General features: G+C 41.5%; 17 protein-coding genes. 13 read left to right on the forward strand and 4 right to left on the reverse strand.

The features are described from left to right. The first annotated feature begins 152 nt into the window (after positions 1–152). From perR to Ga0466249_RS27825, 7 genes are all read left to right on the forward strand, one after another. Complete coding sequence (gene perR, locus Ga0466249_RS17755; RefSeq protein ID WP_215830816.1) at positions 153–578, forward strand: transcriptional regulator PerR; 426 nt, start codon at positions 153–155, stop codon at positions 576–578. 258 nt (positions 579–836) lie between these two features. Continuing rightward, positions 837–1,706 carry a peptidase MA family metallohydrolase gene (locus tag Ga0466249_RS17760; protein WP_246588841.1) on the forward strand — a complete coding sequence of 290 codons (870 nt, stop codon included), beginning with the start codon at positions 837–839 and terminating at the stop codon, positions 1,704–1,706. A 115-nt stretch (positions 1,707–1,821) separates the two neighbouring features. Continuing rightward, the gene (locus Ga0466249_RS17765; RefSeq protein WP_215830817.1) at positions 1,822–3,201 is read left to right on the forward strand and encodes a phosphomannomutase/phosphoglucomutase; all 1,380 of its coding nucleotides are present in this window, start codon (positions 1,822–1,824) and stop codon (positions 3,199–3,201) included. A 45-nt stretch (positions 3,202–3,246) separates the two neighbouring features. After that, positions 3,247–4,020, forward strand: coding sequence for an MBL fold metallo-hydrolase (locus Ga0466249_RS17770; RefSeq protein WP_215830818.1), 774 nt, complete (start codon positions 3,247–3,249; stop codon positions 4,018–4,020). Positions 4,021–4,049: 29 nt separating this feature from the next. Then, positions 4,050–5,162, forward strand: a complete 1,113-nt coding sequence (locus tag Ga0466249_RS17775) for a S1C family serine protease (RefSeq protein ID WP_215830884.1) — start codon at positions 4,050–4,052, stop codon at positions 5,160–5,162. A gap of 1 nt (position 5,163) precedes the next feature. Beyond that, positions 5,164–5,643: a 23S rRNA (pseudouridine(1915)-N(3))-methyltransferase RlmH gene (rlmH, locus tag Ga0466249_RS17780; protein ID WP_215830819.1), complete on the forward strand. Its 480-nt coding sequence runs from the start codon at positions 5,164–5,166 to the stop codon at positions 5,641–5,643. Between the two features lie 415 nt (positions 5,644–6,058). Further along, positions 6,059–6,382, forward strand: a complete 324-nt coding sequence (locus Ga0466249_RS27825) for a hypothetical protein (RefSeq protein WP_376769306.1) — start codon at positions 6,059–6,061, stop codon at positions 6,380–6,382. Between the two features lie 73 nt (positions 6,383–6,455). Here Ga0466249_RS27825 and purB read toward each other — a convergent pair whose 3' ends face one another. The 4 genes from purB to amrB all read right to left on the reverse strand — a co-directional run bounded on the left by purB (position 6,456) and on the right by amrB (position 10,297). Continuing rightward, positions 6,456–7,814: an adenylosuccinate lyase gene (purB, locus tag Ga0466249_RS17790; protein WP_215830820.1), complete on the reverse strand. Its 1,359-nt coding sequence runs from the start codon at positions 7,812–7,814 to the stop codon at positions 6,456–6,458. Positions 7,815–8,083: 269 nt separating this feature from the next. Then, positions 8,084–8,947, reverse strand: a complete 864-nt coding sequence (gene amrS, locus Ga0466249_RS17795; protein WP_215830821.1) for an AmmeMemoRadiSam system radical SAM enzyme — start codon at positions 8,945–8,947, stop codon at positions 8,084–8,086. After that, on the reverse strand, positions 8,940–9,455 hold the full coding sequence (amrA, locus tag Ga0466249_RS17800; RefSeq protein WP_215830822.1) for an AmmeMemoRadiSam system protein A: 516 nt from the start codon (positions 9,453–9,455) through the stop codon (positions 8,940–8,942). Before amrA ends, amrS begins: the two co-directional genes overlap by 8 nt. Positions 9,456–9,469: 14 nt before the next feature. Beyond that, positions 9,470–10,297 carry an AmmeMemoRadiSam system protein B gene (gene amrB / locus Ga0466249_RS17805; protein WP_215830823.1) on the reverse strand — a complete coding sequence of 276 codons (828 nt, stop codon included), beginning with the start codon at positions 10,295–10,297 and terminating at the stop codon, positions 9,470–9,472. Between the two features lie 180 nt (positions 10,298–10,477). Between amrB and Ga0466249_RS17810 the strand changes: the two genes are divergently transcribed. The 6 genes from Ga0466249_RS17810 (at position 10,478) to Ga0466249_RS17835 (ending at position 17,206) form a co-directional block, all read left to right on the forward strand. Continuing rightward, entirely contained in the window at positions 10,478–11,101 is a 624-nt protein-coding gene (locus tag Ga0466249_RS17810; RefSeq protein ID WP_215830824.1) for a phosphoribosyltransferase, read from the forward strand. 225 nt (positions 11,102–11,326) lie between these two features. Then, the gene (gene glgA / locus Ga0466249_RS17815; protein ID WP_215830825.1) at positions 11,327–12,781 is read left to right on the forward strand and encodes a glycogen synthase GlgA; all 1,455 of its coding nucleotides are present in this window, start codon (positions 11,327–11,329) and stop codon (positions 12,779–12,781) included. Between the two features lie 208 nt (positions 12,782–12,989). Beyond that, positions 12,990–13,823: an alpha/beta fold hydrolase gene (locus Ga0466249_RS17820; RefSeq protein WP_215830826.1), complete on the forward strand. Its 834-nt coding sequence runs from the start codon at positions 12,990–12,992 to the stop codon at positions 13,821–13,823. Between the two features lie 128 nt (positions 13,824–13,951). Beyond that, positions 13,952–14,563 (forward strand): class I SAM-dependent methyltransferase, encoded by a 612-nt coding sequence (locus Ga0466249_RS17825; protein ID WP_215830827.1) that lies wholly within the window; start codon positions 13,952–13,954, stop codon positions 14,561–14,563. Between the two features lie 188 nt (positions 14,564–14,751). Continuing rightward, positions 14,752–16,470, forward strand: coding sequence for a LytS/YhcK type 5TM receptor domain-containing protein (locus Ga0466249_RS17830; RefSeq protein ID WP_215830828.1), 1,719 nt, complete (start codon positions 14,752–14,754; stop codon positions 16,468–16,470). After that, positions 16,448–17,206 carry a LytR/AlgR family response regulator transcription factor gene (locus Ga0466249_RS17835; protein ID WP_215830829.1) on the forward strand — a complete coding sequence of 253 codons (759 nt, stop codon included), beginning with the start codon at positions 16,448–16,450 and terminating at the stop codon, positions 17,204–17,206. Before Ga0466249_RS17830 ends, Ga0466249_RS17835 begins: the two co-directional genes overlap by 23 nt. Positions 17,207–17,236 lie beyond the last annotated feature (30 nt).

Below are 17,236 nucleotides of genomic sequence, written 5' to 3' on the forward strand. Positions count from 1 at the left end.
AAATAATATTTTGCTTACTTGAGGGGCCAAAGGTATCGAGAGATGGTTAAAATTTTTATTAAAGAGTAAAAATGACTGTTGCATTATCATAAAAAAGATTATATAATAAACATTATCCGCAAAAGTAATTTAGTGTAAAGTAGGTGCTTCTTTTGGAATCAAGTGTTACTTCCATGCTTAGAGATAAAGGATTTAAAGTTACGCCTCAGCGCTTGGCTATTTATGGTGTGTTATCTCATACTACAGCTCATCCAAGTGCGGAAACGATTTTTAATGAACTTCAGCCAGTTTATCCGACAATGAGTTTGGCGACTGTCTATAAGACCATTGAAATTTTAAAAGAAATTGGTCTTGTTCAGGTGCTAAATGCCGGAGAAGACAGCTTCCGTTATGATGCAAATGTTGAGCCTCACAGTCATGTTCGTTGTATGAAATGCGGACGTGTTGATGACCTGGAAAATATCGATGCCAGTGCTTTTATTCGGAATGTAAGTGACCATACTTCCTATGAAATTACAGGTCAGCAATTTTATTTTTATGGAATTTGCCCGTCCTGTCGTGATTCAAAAGCTAATTAAAGATTATTTCATAGCATAGCTACGTTTCTTTGATTCATAAAATCAAAGAAGCGTAGCTTTTTTTGTTTCATGCGTGTCTAATAAAAAGTGTTGAAAATTTTTCAATTGAGTGGAAAATGAACGAGGGAATGCTCATTGGCATCACGAAAGTAAAATGACAGAAGGAACATTTCGTCTGTTTACATAAATATACCTGTAGGCACGATAAAAGGGGTGTGTTATACTAATGTTCTGACAGATCACAGAGAGGAGAGGGGTATGATGCGTCAAATAACGGGATCAGATACACCCATTGTGATGGGCCTTTTAGCCATCATGCTTGCTGTGTTATTTTTTGCGCAGTTTTCAATGAAGCCACGTCTATGGCTATACCCGCTCGCTCGGCAGGCTGTTATGGCAAAGCTAGATTATGAAACACGTAATATGCAAGAAGTTGAAACAGAACATTTTTTGATTAAATACACGGCAGATGATGCCGATCAGGTAGCACTTGTTGCTGAAGCGGCTGAACAGGCTTATCAGCCTGTAACAAGCTTATTAGGTTATGTGCCGGCTAAGAAAGCGGTTCTTTATATTTATCCCGATCGCGTGGAAATGCGCAAAGCTATTGGCTGGTCTGGTGACGAAAGCGCTATGGGCGTTTATTATAACGGTGTCATTCAGATTCTGTCACCCAAAGTTTGGCTGCAAAAACAGGATACGGCTGAGACCTTTATTCATAATGGTCCTGTAGCGCATGAATTTACTCACCTTGTCTTAGATTATCAAACAAACGGCAACTATTCGCGTTGGTTTACGGAAGGCGTTGCCCAGTATGCTGAGTATAACATCAATGGCTATGAATGGATTACCCCGACGAATCATTTAACAGGTCCTCTGTATACGTTAGCCGAATTAGATGAGCATTTTGACGAATTGCCGAATCAGGCTTTGGCTTATCGGGAATCGCTGGCAGCTGTTCGGTTTATTGCCGAAAATTTCGGCGTTGATAAGTTGCGCCAAATTGATAGTTCCCTTGCCAAGGGGAACAAGCTTGAAACAGCTATTTCAGTTGTTTTGGGATTAAATTATGAGCAGTATGAGCATGACTTTAAAAAATGGGGCATAGATCACATGGAAGATCGTTAATAGGGGAGAGCAGGCTTGGACGAAAATCATCGTTGCAGAGCCTGTTTTTCTTTTGCCTTTGCCACTTTTCCGTGCTACAATAACGACAGAAACGGCCTGAAAAGGAGACTTTATTATGGCAAATATCTTTCATGCCTGTGATATACGAGGAGTTGCAGGAAAAGATCTTACGGCAGAAAACACCCGCGAAATCGGCTGGGCTGTTGGTACGAAATTGACAGGAAAACGAGTAGTCGTTGGTGGTGATGTGCGTTTGTCAACGCCTGAATTCCAACCTGTCATGGTTTCAGCTTTAGCTGAAGCAGGTTGTGAAGTATTCAATATTGGCACCGTTTCAACGCCAGCTTTTTATTTTGCTTTGCAGCAGCTTAAAGCAGAAGGTGGTGTTATGGTTACGGCTTCTCATAATCCTGCCCCTTATAATGGTTTTAAGTTGGTTCTTGGACCGCAGCCTATTACGGAAGAAGCACTTGCAGAAATTGAGGCTCTTGTCGATAAAAAAGCATTTTTATTCAGCAAGGGAAGTCAGACTGACCATTCCATTCTTGGTGATTACATAGAAAAAACAGCAGCTAAGGCCAAGGCGCCCCAAAAGCTCTTTAGGGTCGTTATTGATGCGGGGAATGGTGCAACAGCTCTGACAGCCGCGGCTGTTTTAAAGAAAATCGGTTATGATGTCATTGAACTTTTTTGTGAGCCTGATGGGTCTTTTCCTAATCGTCCGCCCAATCCGGCCTTAAGTGAAAATCTCGCGGCCTTATCAGCCAAAGTCAAGGAAAGCGGATCTGGCGCAGGCATTGCCTTTGATGGTGATGGTGACAGAGTTGGCATTGTTGATGAACAGGGTAACATTGTTCCCAATGATCAGATTATGGTATTACTTGCACGTTATTATCTAGATAAGCAAGCTGGGCCGATTATTTATGATGCCAAATGTTCCATGGTGGTACCAGAGGAAATTGTGAAAGCTGGCGGCAGGCCTGTTATGGCTCGTGCTGGTCATACCTTTAGTAAAATGGCTTTTTTACGGGAAAAGGCGTTATTTGCCGGGGAAATTAGCGGACACTTTTTCTTCAAGGAACTCGGTTATGATGATGGTTTGTTTGCTGGAATTAAGGTTTGTGAGCTTATTGCCAGGTTTGGTTCGTTATCTGCACAGGTCGCGACGATTCCAAATTATCTGTTGACACCGGATATTCGTGTGCCTTATTATGGCAGTGATAAAGAAGAAATTTTAGCTGTTATGGCTGAAAAACTAGCCGCCTATTCGACTAATCGCATTGATGGTATACGCATCGAATTTACTGATGGCTGGGGCATGATGCGATCATCTGTGACAGAACCCATGTTTACGCTGCGATTTGAAGCGAAGAGCAAGCAGCGGCTACGGGAAATTGAACAGCTCCTTTTGGCGGCTATGCCAATTTCTTTGCAACAAGATGTTCGGCGGAAAATTTTATCTTGCGAAGGATTTTTGCAAGCGGAATCGAAATAATTATTCATTATATATAAAACAATATGTAGAGTAAAGGAGCCTTTCATGGAAGTTCATGTACTAGCTAGTGGTAGTTCAGGCAACGCCACTTATTTGCAACTCGGTCAGGCTCGTATTTTAGTTGATGCGGGTATCAGTACCCGACGAATTCAGCAATCTTTAATCAAGCTTGGGACATCTATTGCTGAACTTGATGGTATTTTAATTACTCATGAACATCGCGATCATATTTATGGGTTAGAAACACTGATGAAAAAATTTCACGTTCCTGTTTATGCCACTGCCAAGACGTGGGATGCCATGTACTTAAAAGCTCGTTTGCCTGACAACTATTGTGTTGAGTTAAAGCCTAGTTTCACGGTGCAAGACGTGTGTATTGAACCTTTTCGCATTTCCCATGATGCGGCAGATCCGGTGGGTTATTCGATCTATGGTGAGAATATGAAATGCTCTATGGCAACAGACTTAGGTTTTGTGACGGAGGGAGTCAAGCAGGCATTAGCATTGTCTGATGTGCTTGTGTTGGAATCAAATCATGATGTAAAAATGCTTGAAAATGGTTCTTATCCGTGGTATTTGAAAAAACGGATTTTAAGTAATCGCGGTCATTTATCGAATCTTGATGCAGGGTGGTTATTAACGCGTTTGGAAAGAAAAAATCACACTCATGTTTTCTTAGCCCATATGAGTAAGGAAAATAATACGCCGGAAGTGGCAAAGAGCACCGTGTGTGAGGTCCTTCAAAGCCAAAAATTGACCGACGAATTTAGTATACATTTAACTTATCCTGATTGCATATCCAGTTTAAGCGCTGGCTAGGGTCAGATGAAATGAGGAGGTTTCTTATGATGAAAAAACGTGTTATATCGTATGTCGTTGTTGCCCTTGTTGGTATTATGCTTGGAGCGAGTGTTATGGTAGGCTGCAGCGGGCGTTTTTTTGCCAAGCCCAATCCACAAGGAACCTCGCAAATTGCTAATTTAAATCAGCCCGTCAATATGGCGGGTGTATCAGATGCCCGTAATACGCCGATTGTTCGTGCTGCGCAAGCCGTGGCTCCTGCTGTTGTAGGTATTACGAATAAAGCCTATGCACGTGACTACTTTAATCGTAAGGTCCTTGTCGAACAAGGGGAGGGTTCTGGCGTCATCATTGATTCCAATGGCTATATTGCGACAAATAATCATGTCGTCGATGGTGCCCAGGAGTTAGTTGTTTCTTTGCCTGATGGGCGGACTTTTACGGGGAAGGTACTTGGTGCTGACCCTGCGACAGATTTAGCTGTTGTAAAAATTGATGCAACGGGATTACCTGTTGCATCGCTAGGCGATTCGGACGGATTATTAGTGGGTGAACCAGCGATTGCGATTGGTAATCCACTGGGATTGGAATTTCAAGGCAGTGTAACAGTGGGTGTCATTAGTGCCCTCAATCGTTCCATTGAAATTGGTGAACGGAAGTTCAAACTGATTCAAACCGATGCCGCCATTAATCCGGGCAATTCCGGGGGGGCTCTTGTCAATGCGGATGGTGTTGTGATTGGTATTAATAGTGCTAAAATCTCTGATACAGGTGTAGAAGGTATCGGGTTTTCCATTCCTATTAATGCGGCACGGCCAATTTTACAATCCATTATTGAGAAAGGTCATGTTGTACGGGCTTATTTAGGTGTTGGTGTGCTTGATAAGAATTCGGCACCGAAGTATGGCTATACCTTGAATGTTGATAAGGGGATTTATGTTGTCAATGTAACCATCGGCGGTCCGGCAGCCAAGGCCGGAATTAAACCCGGCGATATTATTACGAAAGTTGCAGGCAATGAAATTAATTCCGTACCTGATTTACGGTCGATTCTTGACGGTCAAAGCGTTGGATCAAAGGTTGATGTAGAAATTACTCGTGATGATCAGACAAGTACAGTCAGCGTATTGCTGGAAGAAATGCCGACTCAAGCTCAGTAACATGCATATTCAAATTATTGGAATAGGAAAAATTAAAGAGAAGTATCTGAGTCAAGGCATTGCTGAATTTACTAAAAGATTAACACCGTATTGTCGGCTCATCATTACTGAGCTTGGCGAAGAAAAGATGCCTGAACATCCATCTCAGGCTGAAAAGATCAAAGTCATTGAAAAAGAGGGCGAGCGCATTATTAAGGCGCTTCGCCCTACTTCTTATGTCATCCTTCTTGATGTTGTCGGGAAAGCCATTTCCAGCGAAAACTTGGCGGAAAAACTAAGTGATTTAGCTCTTGTTGGTAAAAGCGAAGTCACCTTTATTATCGGCGGTGCCTTCGGTCTCTCTGATGCCGTTAGGCAGGCAGCGGATGAACGTATTAGCTTTTCTAAAATGACCTTTACTCATCAAATGATTCGCTTGCTGCTAGTAGAACAGCTCTACCGGGCATATAAAATTAATCGGGGAGAACCCTATCACCTCTAACGGCGAAAAATGGCCTCAAACCTTGTACATAGATAGAGGGTTCAGGCAAATGAAAGGATTCCGCGAATTTCGCGGTTTTTTTTCTGCAGATAAGAAAAACGCTCCATTCTGATGGTCAACCATAAGAATGGAGTGTTTTTAAGAAGTGCCTCAAAATATCAGTTTTGAGGCGCTTCCCTTGCCATTATATACATATTGTAATCTTAAATAAATACTATGTCAGTATCTGAATATCTGTATCCAAGATACAAATATTCTCCGTAAAGATATTTATAGTTGCAAATTTCACTAATTTTAGTTAAAAAATAACTTTGTTGACATATTTTAGTTGCTTAATTAAAATCAAGAAGAACGCTGCGAGTGATTTGGCGATCGGTCACAAATATAAGACGGGGGTTAAAGCATAATTAAGAATATTCCTTTTCAACTGTTAGAAGGACTAACAATTGCAGCCTATTTTGCTGGTGCATCAAAGGGTTATATCTATATTCGCCATGAATATCCAGAAGCTCAGCAAACGATGAGAGCCAGCATAATTGCTGCACAGGAAGCCAGCTTGTTAGGTAACAATATTCTCGGCAGCGATTTTTCTTTTCAACTAGAAATTTTTTGCGGAGCAGGAAGCTATTTGTGTGGGGAAGAAACGGCGCTGCTATCTTCCATCGAGGGGAAAAAAAGGACGTTCACGGGTAAAACCACCATATGGACAGAATGGAAAAGGAGGACCTCGAAATTGTAGTGATACAAGAGAACCATGCATGCATCTGTCCTAAGTAAAAAGAAAATCGACCAAGCGAGGTCGATTTTTCTTTTTACTTTATATGTTTTACCAAGGAAGCGGCCACACCGACATATTGTGACGGTGTCAAGGCCAGCAGGCGTTTTTTGTCTGTTTCCGGTAATTCTACACTTTCGATAAAGGCTTTGATGTCTTCTTCGCTGATGCCCTTGCCACGAGTAATGGCTTTCAGTTTATCATAGGAATTGGCATGACCGTGTTTGCGCATCACTGTTTGCACTGCTTCGGACAGAACTTCCCAAGCATGGTTCAGATCAGCAGCAAGGGCTTCTTTATTAACTACTGTTTTTCTAAGACCTTTTAAGGTGTAAGTAATCGCAATCTGGGAATGGGCGATGCCTGTACCAATATTGCGCTGCGCCGAGGAGTCGCTGAGGTCACGTTGTAGACGGGAGATTGGCAGCTTGTTGGCCAGATGGTCAAGCATTGCATTGCTTAGACCCAGGTTTGCCTCAGAGTTTTCAAAGTCAATGGGATTTACTTTATGCGGCATGGTAGAAGAGCCCACTTCACCAGCAATCGCTTTTTGCTTGAAGTAGCCAAGCGAAATATAAAGCCAAATATCGCGGTCAAAATCCAGAAGAATATTGTTAAACCGCGTAAGAGTATGGAATGTTTCGGCCACATAGTCATGGGATTCAATCTGGGTTGTCAGCGGGTTGTAGGTTAATCCCAGGCCTTCGACAAAAGAACGTGAAATAGCTTCCCAGTCTACTTCTGGATAGGCAATGCTGTGCGCATTGAAGTTGCCGACAGCGCCGTTGAATTTTCCCAGATATTCCTGGAGACGAATTTGTTTTAACTGACGGTTCCAGCGGTAGACAAACACGGCCAGTTCCTTGCCTACCGTTGTAGGCGATGCTGCTTGTCCGTGGGTATGGGCCAGCATGGGTATAGCTTTTTCTTCTTTCGCCATAGCCGTAACGGTCTGCACCAGATTTTCCGCTGCTGGCAGCCAGACATTTTCGATGCCGTGCTTAAGCATCAGCGCATAAGAAAGATTGTTAATATCTTCTGAAGTACAGGAAAAATGGATAAATTCCAATACATCAGCCAGTGACATGGTGCCTAAGGTCTCACGGAGAAAATATTCGATAGCCTTTACATCATGATTGGTAGTGCGCTCAATTTCTTTAATCCGTAAAGCGGCCGTTTCATCAAAATTTTTGACAATGTTGCGCAAAAATGCAGTTTCTTCTGGAGCAAATTGGCGGATTTCAGCAAAAGCAGGATTGCCTGCCATGGCAATAAGCCACTCCACTTCTACATGAATACGGTATTTTATTAAAGCCCATTCCGAAAAATAGTCGCCTAAAGGCTGGGTAATTGCTCCATACCGCCCTTCAAGCGGTGTAAGTGATTTAATACTCATTTTTATCCCTCATCATTCTTTAAAAATTAACAGTATACATGAAATTGTCGTTAAATCTATGCCTAGTATACTACATTACAGCCTTAGAATGCCATGCTCTAAAGCAAATTTTTATCTAAAAGCATGCAAGATATGGGCGGGATACGGGACAGGTCCATCGTCCCGTTCAACATCTAGTTTGGATATGCCATAGGTTACATAAAAATGACACTAACCTACAGAGGATGGTTAGTGTCATTTTTATGCTTATGCGAGGATCATAATGCCCATTACACATTTCCCAAATAAACATGCTGTAAATAGTGACTCGCAGTTTTTTGAAGCCGTTCTAATGTCAGTATGGGTGTCGCGGGAATTGTCATCTCATGGCAAGGAAAATAGCGGGTTAGATGAAGTGGGATCTGTGGAGAAATCTTGCTTAACCACTCAGCAAGCTCCCTGATTTCATCAACAGAATCATTTAATCCTGGTATCACCAAGGTGGTTATTTCTACATGCGTCTGATTCGCTGCTATGATCACCGTCTGTTTCACCTGCTCTAATTCGCCGCGACAGACCTCCGTGTAGAAGGTTTCACGAAAAGCTTTGATGTCGATATTCATAGCATCAATATAAGGAAGTAATTTTTCGAGTGGGGTCCGTTCGATATAACCATTTGTTACAAGCACATTTTTCAGTCCGGCCTTTCTGGCCAAAACTGCCGTATCATAAATAAATTCATACCACACTGTCGGTTCAGAGTAAGTATAAGCAATTCCAATATTATCAGGTTTCAACTTCAGCGCCTGAGCCACTACATCAGCAGGCGTAATTATTTCGAGTTCCTGCCTACCATGAACAAAATCATGGTTTTGGCAAAACGAGCAGGAGAAATTACAGCCCATACTGCCCACTGAAAGTATGTGACTTCCTGGCATGAAATGAAGTAAAGGCTTTTTTTCAATCGGATCAAGAGCTCCGCAGCTACAGACGCCATAATTTAAACTAACAAGTACTCCCTCGATATTTTTCCTGACGAGGCAGGCCCCGGTCTTATCTTCAGCGATATGACAGTGTTTAGGACATAGGAGACACTCAATTACGCCACTGGCTGTGGGTTGATAGAATTTGGCCTGCTTCCTTACATTACTCATAACGAGTCACTGTGAAACGGTACAGTTCGATGTCCTCTGAATTTGGAATGCCCGCTTTTTGTCTGGCAATAGTAATCTGTTCACGGACACTATTAATTCCCTCCAACCGGGGTAGCAACAATCCTGTTCGAGCACCTTTTTTCACAATAACACCATACAGTGCGGGGTCCAGTTCAGTTTCGCTAGTTACGGACTCTGGTTCCCCCAAGATATCGACAGTTAGGGTCAGTTCGTCCATTTCACTTAAGTCAACAGGCATAAACCGGGGATCTTCGGTTCCTGCTCTAACTGCATTTTCGATAATTTCTTTGGCGGTACTTTCTTCAGTTGGAAAAATCGTACCAATGCAGCCCCTTAATTCTTTATCTTTTTTTAAAGAAACAAAAGATCCTGCTTGACCGGTGAGTTCTGGTGGAAGATGCTCTGGTACAGGCAAGTGCTTTCCTGTTTCTAAAAAGTGTGCTAAACTGGCTCGGGCTAAATTGGTAGGAGTAATTGATTCACGCATTATTCTCACTCACCTCACTGTATAATGTCAAACTTTGCTACGGCATAACCGACACCGAAAGGTGCTTCATATGAGAGTACTTGGCTTTTTACCTGGAGTCCCCCCAAGATCCCCATTAAGAAGAAAATGGGCCGCAGACCGCACTCACCGATTTCACGAGCTAACTGGCGGTCCATATTCATCAGTTCTTTCAAATTGCCCCGCTGCAAAATATCAACAACATACTGGTCAAACTCCGCTCCTCGGGGATGAAATCCATTAGGAGCATCTTTTGTCACACGATGTGATAAATCACCAGAAGCAATAATACCGATTTTCTTGTTGACTATGGCTGTGGCACTTTGAACAGCCTTGCCAAAGGTATACATTTCTTCATAAGACACTAGCCCACAGGACAAATGAATAATCTGACCGCGAAATCCTGCTTTATGCAGGTAGTATAGGGGTATAAAAGCACCATGATCTAATTCTAGTTGCGATCGAAGACTTTTAGCTTTGTCATCCGTCATTTCTACAAGATTAATATCCAAGGATTTTGCCTTTTTTTGAATTGTTCGTAGCAGTAATCCATCTGTTTCAAATCCTAATGACAGATCAGGTACGCCGAAAGCAGCCATAGTTCCCCTTAGCCTCGGATGTACGCTCATGGTAATTGCATCATCAAAGCCCAAACCATGCGGCGAAATAATAATGACTGTCTGAAGAGAATATTCCTTAAATGCCTGTGATACGGCATCAAGAGCAAGAGCTGTAGCATGGACCTTGTCTGTTTCGGATTGTCCCACTTCAGGAATAATAATTGGTGGGTGTGGCATTAGCGCCGCACAAAGTATATGATTCATGAGCAACACTCCTTTCATCGTTATCTTGATGTTTTTTTGTTGAAATGATACACCAACCTTTTAGAATTTGCAAGGCGATTTTTGGCTGTATTCTTTTTCGGGTCATAAACTTAGGCTTTTTGTGAAAAGCTAATTATAGTGTTTTAGAACGATGATAATATAATTATAGGGAATGAGGCTATGTTTAAAAATCGTATTCATGCCGGTCAGATGCTGGCAGAAAAGTTGGCTGCTGTTAAAGTCGATAATTTACGTTTACTAGCAGTGCCACGCGGCGGTGTGGTAGTTGCCGCGCCTATAGCCTTGAAATTACAATGTAGTATAGGGGTGCTGATTACTCGGAAGATTGGTCATCCACTGAATCCGGAAGTGGCTTTCGGCGCTGTTATGCCGGACGGGAGTGCAGTCTGGGATCAAGCTGTCGCGACCAAATTTTCCATAGACCAAGCCAGGCTGAATGAACTAGTTTTGGCAGAGTATACTGAAATCAAACGGCGGCTGCGGGTATACACTGGAAATGATCGGCCACCGCCAGTAACGGGTCAAACAGTGGTTATTGTCGACGACGGCATTGCTACCGGTTATACTATTCGTGCAGCGGTACAATGGCTGAAGACCTTAGAGCCGGAAAAAATTATTATTGCTGTGCCGGTAGCGTCACCTGATGTGATTGAATGGCTGATAGCACAGGTAGATGCGGTCGTCTGTCTGTTGCAACCCGTGAAATTTGTGGCGGTAGGCATGTATTATGAGGAATTTTCTCAAACAACAGATGCGGAAGTATTGGATATTTTGCAAAGATAATAGGAGTTAGGAATATGTCCAGAAATGAACATTATAGGAAACGGCTATTTGTCTAGTAATGACAAATAGCCGTTTTGGCATTCGGAGCTTAAGGAGTGGATATTTATGGTCCCCAATGGAGAATCTATTCAGTAAATCCGACTTTTCCGCCTGCCGGGTGGGGAATAGCAAAGGCGAATGTAATTATCCGCTGGTAATCAGAAAGGGAAGGGTGATTTAGAAATTATGTTAAAAGTGCTATTTGTCGCCTCAGAGGCAGCGCCTTTTATCAAATCCGGAGGTTTAGGTGAGGTAGTGGGAACACTCCCTAAAGAATTAAGAAAGCAGAGAGTAGATGCCCGGGTAATGTTGCCTAAATATCAGGATATTCCTGTGCGATTTACCGAGAAAATGATTGTACAGGCTGAATTAATAGTACCTGTAGGTTGGCGACAACAGTACTGCGGTGTCAACTATCTCGATTATCAAGGGTTGCCCTTTTACTTTATTGACAATAAACAGTATTTTGAAAGACCCGGTCTTTATGGCTATGATGATGACGGTGAGCGGTTTGCTTTTTTTTGTCGGGCCATACTAGAAGTTTTGCCGAAGCTTAACTTTTTTCCGGATATCCTTCACTGTCATGACTGGCATACCGGCATGGTTAGTGTTCTTTTAAATGCACATTACAGTCATATACCGGAATATCAGAAACTGCGCACCATCTTTACTATTCATAATTTGTGTTATCAGGGGGTATTTCCCAAAGAAATACTATCTGATTTGCTTGCTCTTGATTGGCGTTATTTCACTATGGATGGCGTCGAATTTTATGATAATGTGAATTTTATGAAAGGGGGATTGGCGTTTTCCAATATTATTTCTACTGTTAGTGAAACTTATGCCAGGGAAATTCAGCAGCCATTCTTTGGAGAGAAGCTGGATGGTTTGCTGCGTAAACGTCAGGCTGATTTGGAGGGGATTATGAATGGGATTGATTATGATGTTTATAATCCTGAAGAAGACAAGAATATTATTATGACTTATAATGTAAAAACGCTTGAGAACAAGCCGAAAAATAAGACTGAATTGCAAAAACGGCTGGGCTTTCCTGTTAAAGATGTGCCGCTGGTAGCCATCGTATCTCGTCTGGTAGACGCGAAAGGGATGGATTTGGTTGGAAGTGTTTTGGGCGAGCTTTTGTCTATGGACGATGTGCAGATTGTGATATTGGGAACAGGTGAAGAACGATATCAGCATTGGTTTCAACTTGCGGCGTGGCTGCATTCTGATAAAATATCGGTTAATATTTTTTTTGATGAAAAGTTGGCTCACTGGATTTATGCTGGCGCTGATTTGTTTTTAATGCCATCGCTGTATGAGCCATGTGGGATTGGTCAACTGATTGCCATGCGTTATGGAACAATTCCTCTTGTACGAGAAACCGGAGGGTTAAAGGATACTGTTCAACCTTATAATCAGTATACTGGTGAAGGTAATGGCTTTAGTTTTACTAACTATAATGCCCATGACATGATGTATACGCTTAGGATGGCGTTGGCTATATATCGTGAAAATAGGGTGGTTTGGACAAAGATAATGAAAAATGCTATGAAGTCGGATTATAGTTGGCAGCAGTCGGCAAAACGATATCGGCTGTTATACAACAAATTGCATCTAGAAATAGGAGATAGTAAGTGATGCTTAAAAGCCAAAGCCACTTATAGCGGCAATTGCTAAAACGGGAAACGTAAAAAAGGTCCACAAGAAATTCAAACGAGAATTTCTTGTGGACCTTTTCTTGTGGCGATTAATAGTTAAGCCGAAGTCAGTTATATTTTATGTACACTCCTATGTCAAAATGAATAAAATACTAATAAGAGCATCTCATAAGTGGAGGGATCAGTGCGTGGGCTATTATATTAGAGTGGAGAAAGATGTAAAAATATATGTTGAAGACCTTAATCCGGAGGGGCGCGAGACTATTTTTTTTATTCATGGTTGGCCTGCAAACCATAAAATGTTTGAATATCAATTTTCTGAGCTGTCTTATAACGGCTATCGCTGTATAGGAGTCGATACTAGGGGGTTTGGTAAGTCGGATAAACCTGTAAAAGGTTATTCCTATGACAGACTAGCAGATGACATTCGTTGTATTATTGAGGCACTTAAATTGCAGGATATAACACTTGCGGGGCACTCGACGGGTGGAGCAATTGCCATTCGATATATGGCTCGCCATCATGAATATGGTGTAGCCAAACTCGCTCTTTTTGCTGCAGCAGCGCCGAGTCTTATCCAACGTCCTAATTTTCCTTATGGTTTACAGAGAGAAGCTGTGCTTAAGATTGTTAAGGAAACATACCAAGATCGTCCTAGCATGTTACAGGGATTTGGCAATATGTTTTTCTTTCAACATGTATCTCAACCATTCTCCGATTGGTTTTTCCAACTAGGATTGGAAGCAGCAGGTTGGTCAACAGCGGCAATCGCCAAACAGTGGCTAGATGAAACACGCTTATTTGATGATTTGGCAGAAATACACGTTCCTACCCTAATACTTCACGGAATTCACGATCAGGTTGTTCATTTCCAGTTAGGTGAAATTCAAAACCAAGGGATAAAAAGTTCTAAACTTATCCCGTTTAGATACAGTGGGCATGGATTGTTTTATGATGAACGTGAAAAGTTTAATAAAGAATTAATCGATTTTATGGAAGAACAAAACTTTTGTGTTAATTAGTGGGTAATTGGCAAGCGGGAAGATTCAATATCACTGTTAATGTCTAAGATAAAGAAATTTCTGCCAATTTTATTATTTGGCAGGAGCTTTGTATTTCTATGGGAAATGATTAAAGAGGAGGTGGAATAATGGATTTTGATATTCAGTCCATAAGCTGGGATGATGAAAGAAGAACAAAAAGGGCCAAAGTCATTGCAGAGCAGATAGCACATACTGTTAATCTTAAAAAGTATGATAATGCTTTAGAGTTTGGCTGTGGGACGGGCCTGGTTAGTTTTAATCTTTATGACAAGCTCAAGGCTATAACCTGTATGGATACATCGCAAGGCATGATTGACACATTAAATTCAAAAATTCAGCAGAATAAAGTAAATAATATGGTAGCTTATCAACACAATATTAATGAGAATCGGATTATACCTCGATATGACTTGATTTATACATCTATGGCATTGCATCATATTGTAGATATTGGAATAACTTTGACAAGCTTATATCGGTTATTAAAACAAGAGGGGTCTTTGTGTATTGTTGAGCTAAATGAGGATGATGGGAGTTTCCATAAGGCAGAGGAAGATTTTAATGGATATAATGGATTTGATCAAATAAAACTACAAGTACTTCTTGAAAAGATTGGATTTGAGGCAATAGCGTCACAAACTTTTTATTATGACAAAAAAATGATTGAAGAAGTAAATGTAGACTATTCTTTGTTCATTATGACAGGTAAAAAAAGTTAGAGTTGAAGAAGGAAAGTCATGATTTAGCGAATGGTATCAGGACAGGAGGATAGATGTCTATAAGGCTGTTCTTAGTGGCGGAGTGCGTGACAAGGAGTAATTTATGCAATGGATAGCAAAATATCCTCCTGTTGAAATGGAAACGTGGCGGCCAACTGTTTAATCAGTTTGGTATTAGAGGTGTAGTTATGGGAGAAACTTTGTTGCTTGAAATGGTTGAACGCATGAGTATTGCGGCAACGTTAGCTTTTATTTTATCGCAGACAACTATCTTTCGCCGTATTAATTATCGTTATATAACATTGCTTGATAAAGTAAAGCTTTCTATCATTTTTGGTTGTATTGGTATCGTCGGTACCTATGCTGGTATTCCTGTGGATGATGCGCTTGCCAATTCTCGTGTCGTGGGGGTGATGGCGGCCGGACTGCTTGGCGGTCCAGTCATGGGTACAGCGGCTGGTTTGATTGCGGGGGGGCATCGTTATCTGTTATTTGGCGGATTTTCGGCGTTCTCTTGTGCTTTGTCGAATGTTGTTGAAGGGCTATTTGCGGGCTGGGTAAAGCAGCGTTGTCCGCATAATCCGATGCCCTGGTGGATTGCCTTGATTAGTGGTGTTGTGGGTGAGATGATGCAGATGGCAATTATCTTACTTACAGCCCGCCCTTTCGATATGGCATTCACATTAGTTCAGCATATTGCTTTGCCGATGATCGTGGCTAATTCAATTGGGCTTACGATTTTTATGCTCATTATCAAAATGACCATGGATGTACAACAGCAAGCGGGTGCCGCGCAATCGCAGAAAGCCTTGGCTGTTGCGGCTCAAACTCTGCCGTATTTTAGGAAGGGTCTCGATAAGGCTTCCGCGAAGGCTGCGGCAGAAATTATCTATGCCAATGGGAGCTATCATGCTATAGCTGTCACAGATACGGAACAGGTTTTGGCATTTATCGGTGCCGAAGCGGAGCATCATTTATCGTATCGCCACGGACTTACCCTTGCTACAAACCATGCTTTGCAAAGCGGTGATATTTATATTGCCAAAAGTCAAGCCGAAATTGGCTGCCCTTTTCCACATTGTCGGCTGACAAGTGCTATTGTTGTGCCACTTAAATGTGGTGAGCAGGTTATTGGAACTTTTAAACTCTATTATACAAATAAAAATTTGCTGAATCAATCTGATGTGGTATTTGCCAACGGGCTTGCGCAATTATTTTCTATTCAACTAGAGTTAGCACAAATCGACTACCAGGCAAAATTAGCAGCGCATGCTGAGTTAAAGGCTTTGCAGGCCCAGATCAATCCACACTTTTTGTTCAATACGTTAAATACGATTACATCTTTAGTGCGAACTAAACCGGATTTGGCACGTAATTTATTGTTGAAACTCAGTGCGATTTTTCGTTTTACCTTACAAAAAGCGGGTCGTAATATTACTATTGCCGAGGAACTAACGCAGGTTCGTGCCTATTTATCTATTGCAGCAGCTCGTTACGGGAACAAGTTACACATTGAAGAAAAAATTGATCCTGTAACTGAGGTTTATTTAGTGCCGTCACTGACGATACAGCCAATTATTGAAAATGCGATTACACATGGACTTAAACCGAAGGTAGACGGCGGAACCATTACTATTGCTATTCAAAATAAAATAAATGATATTATCATCACCATTACTGATGATGGCGTAGGAATGGATCTGCGGAAGCTTAATCCTCTTCACCATGCTCTTTCTACAGAACATATCGGACTTATGAATGTTCATGAACGATTGCATGGTCAATATGGCGGTTCCTATGGGCTGACCATTGATAGTACGGTTGGCCATGGTACTGCGATTACCATTACCTTGCCTAAAATAACTGCAAATGAAGGTGATGTTTATGCTCAGAAGCTTGATTGTTGATGATGAAGTACCGTCTCGGGATGAATTGCGCTATCTATTGTCTTTTAGATCGGAAATCAAAATTGTCGGTGAGGCAGATAATGCCGCTGAGGCCATTAAACTGGCAACTAAATTAAAACCGGATGTTATTTTTTTAGATATTAACATGCGGGATATTGATGGATTGGAAGCTGCAGCAATTTTAAGAAAAATTGAACCCCATTTTATGATTGTCTTTGCCACTGCCTATGATGAATATGCGATAAAGGCTTTTGAAATTGGTGCAGTTGATTATATCTTAAAGCCATTTGACCAAGAGCGTATTACCCAAACTGTCATGCGTCTGGAAAATTATCAAGCCGAAGAATGGCGGGTTGCTGCGGGGCGTATCGACACGGTTCTTGATGTTACAAAAATTAAAGTTCAAAAATTGCCTGTAGAAAAGGGCGGTAAAATTATTTTGCTAAATTATAGTGATATTATTTATGCTTATGCGAATGCCGGTAATGTCATTATTGTGACTGCTGAGGAAGAACTAAACTATAGTGGAACTCTGTGCGAGCTGGAGGAGCGTGTTAGCAGTACGAATATGTTGCGCGTTCACAAAAGTTATATTGCTAATATGGACAAAGTACAAGAAGTGGTGCCGTGGTTCAAGGGAACCTATTGGCTAAAAATGGAACAATGTTCAGATGTAGAAATACCCGTTAGCAAAAGTCAAATCAAAGATATTAAACTCATTTTAGGATTAAAGTAAACTCATTTCTATTCATTCCGGATAATTTCT

The sequence above is a fragment of the Pelorhabdus rhamnosifermentans genome (assembly GCF_018835585.1).
Taxonomy (GTDB): domain Bacteria; phylum Bacillota; class Negativicutes; order UMGS1260; family UMGS1260; genus Pelorhabdus; species Pelorhabdus rhamnosifermentans.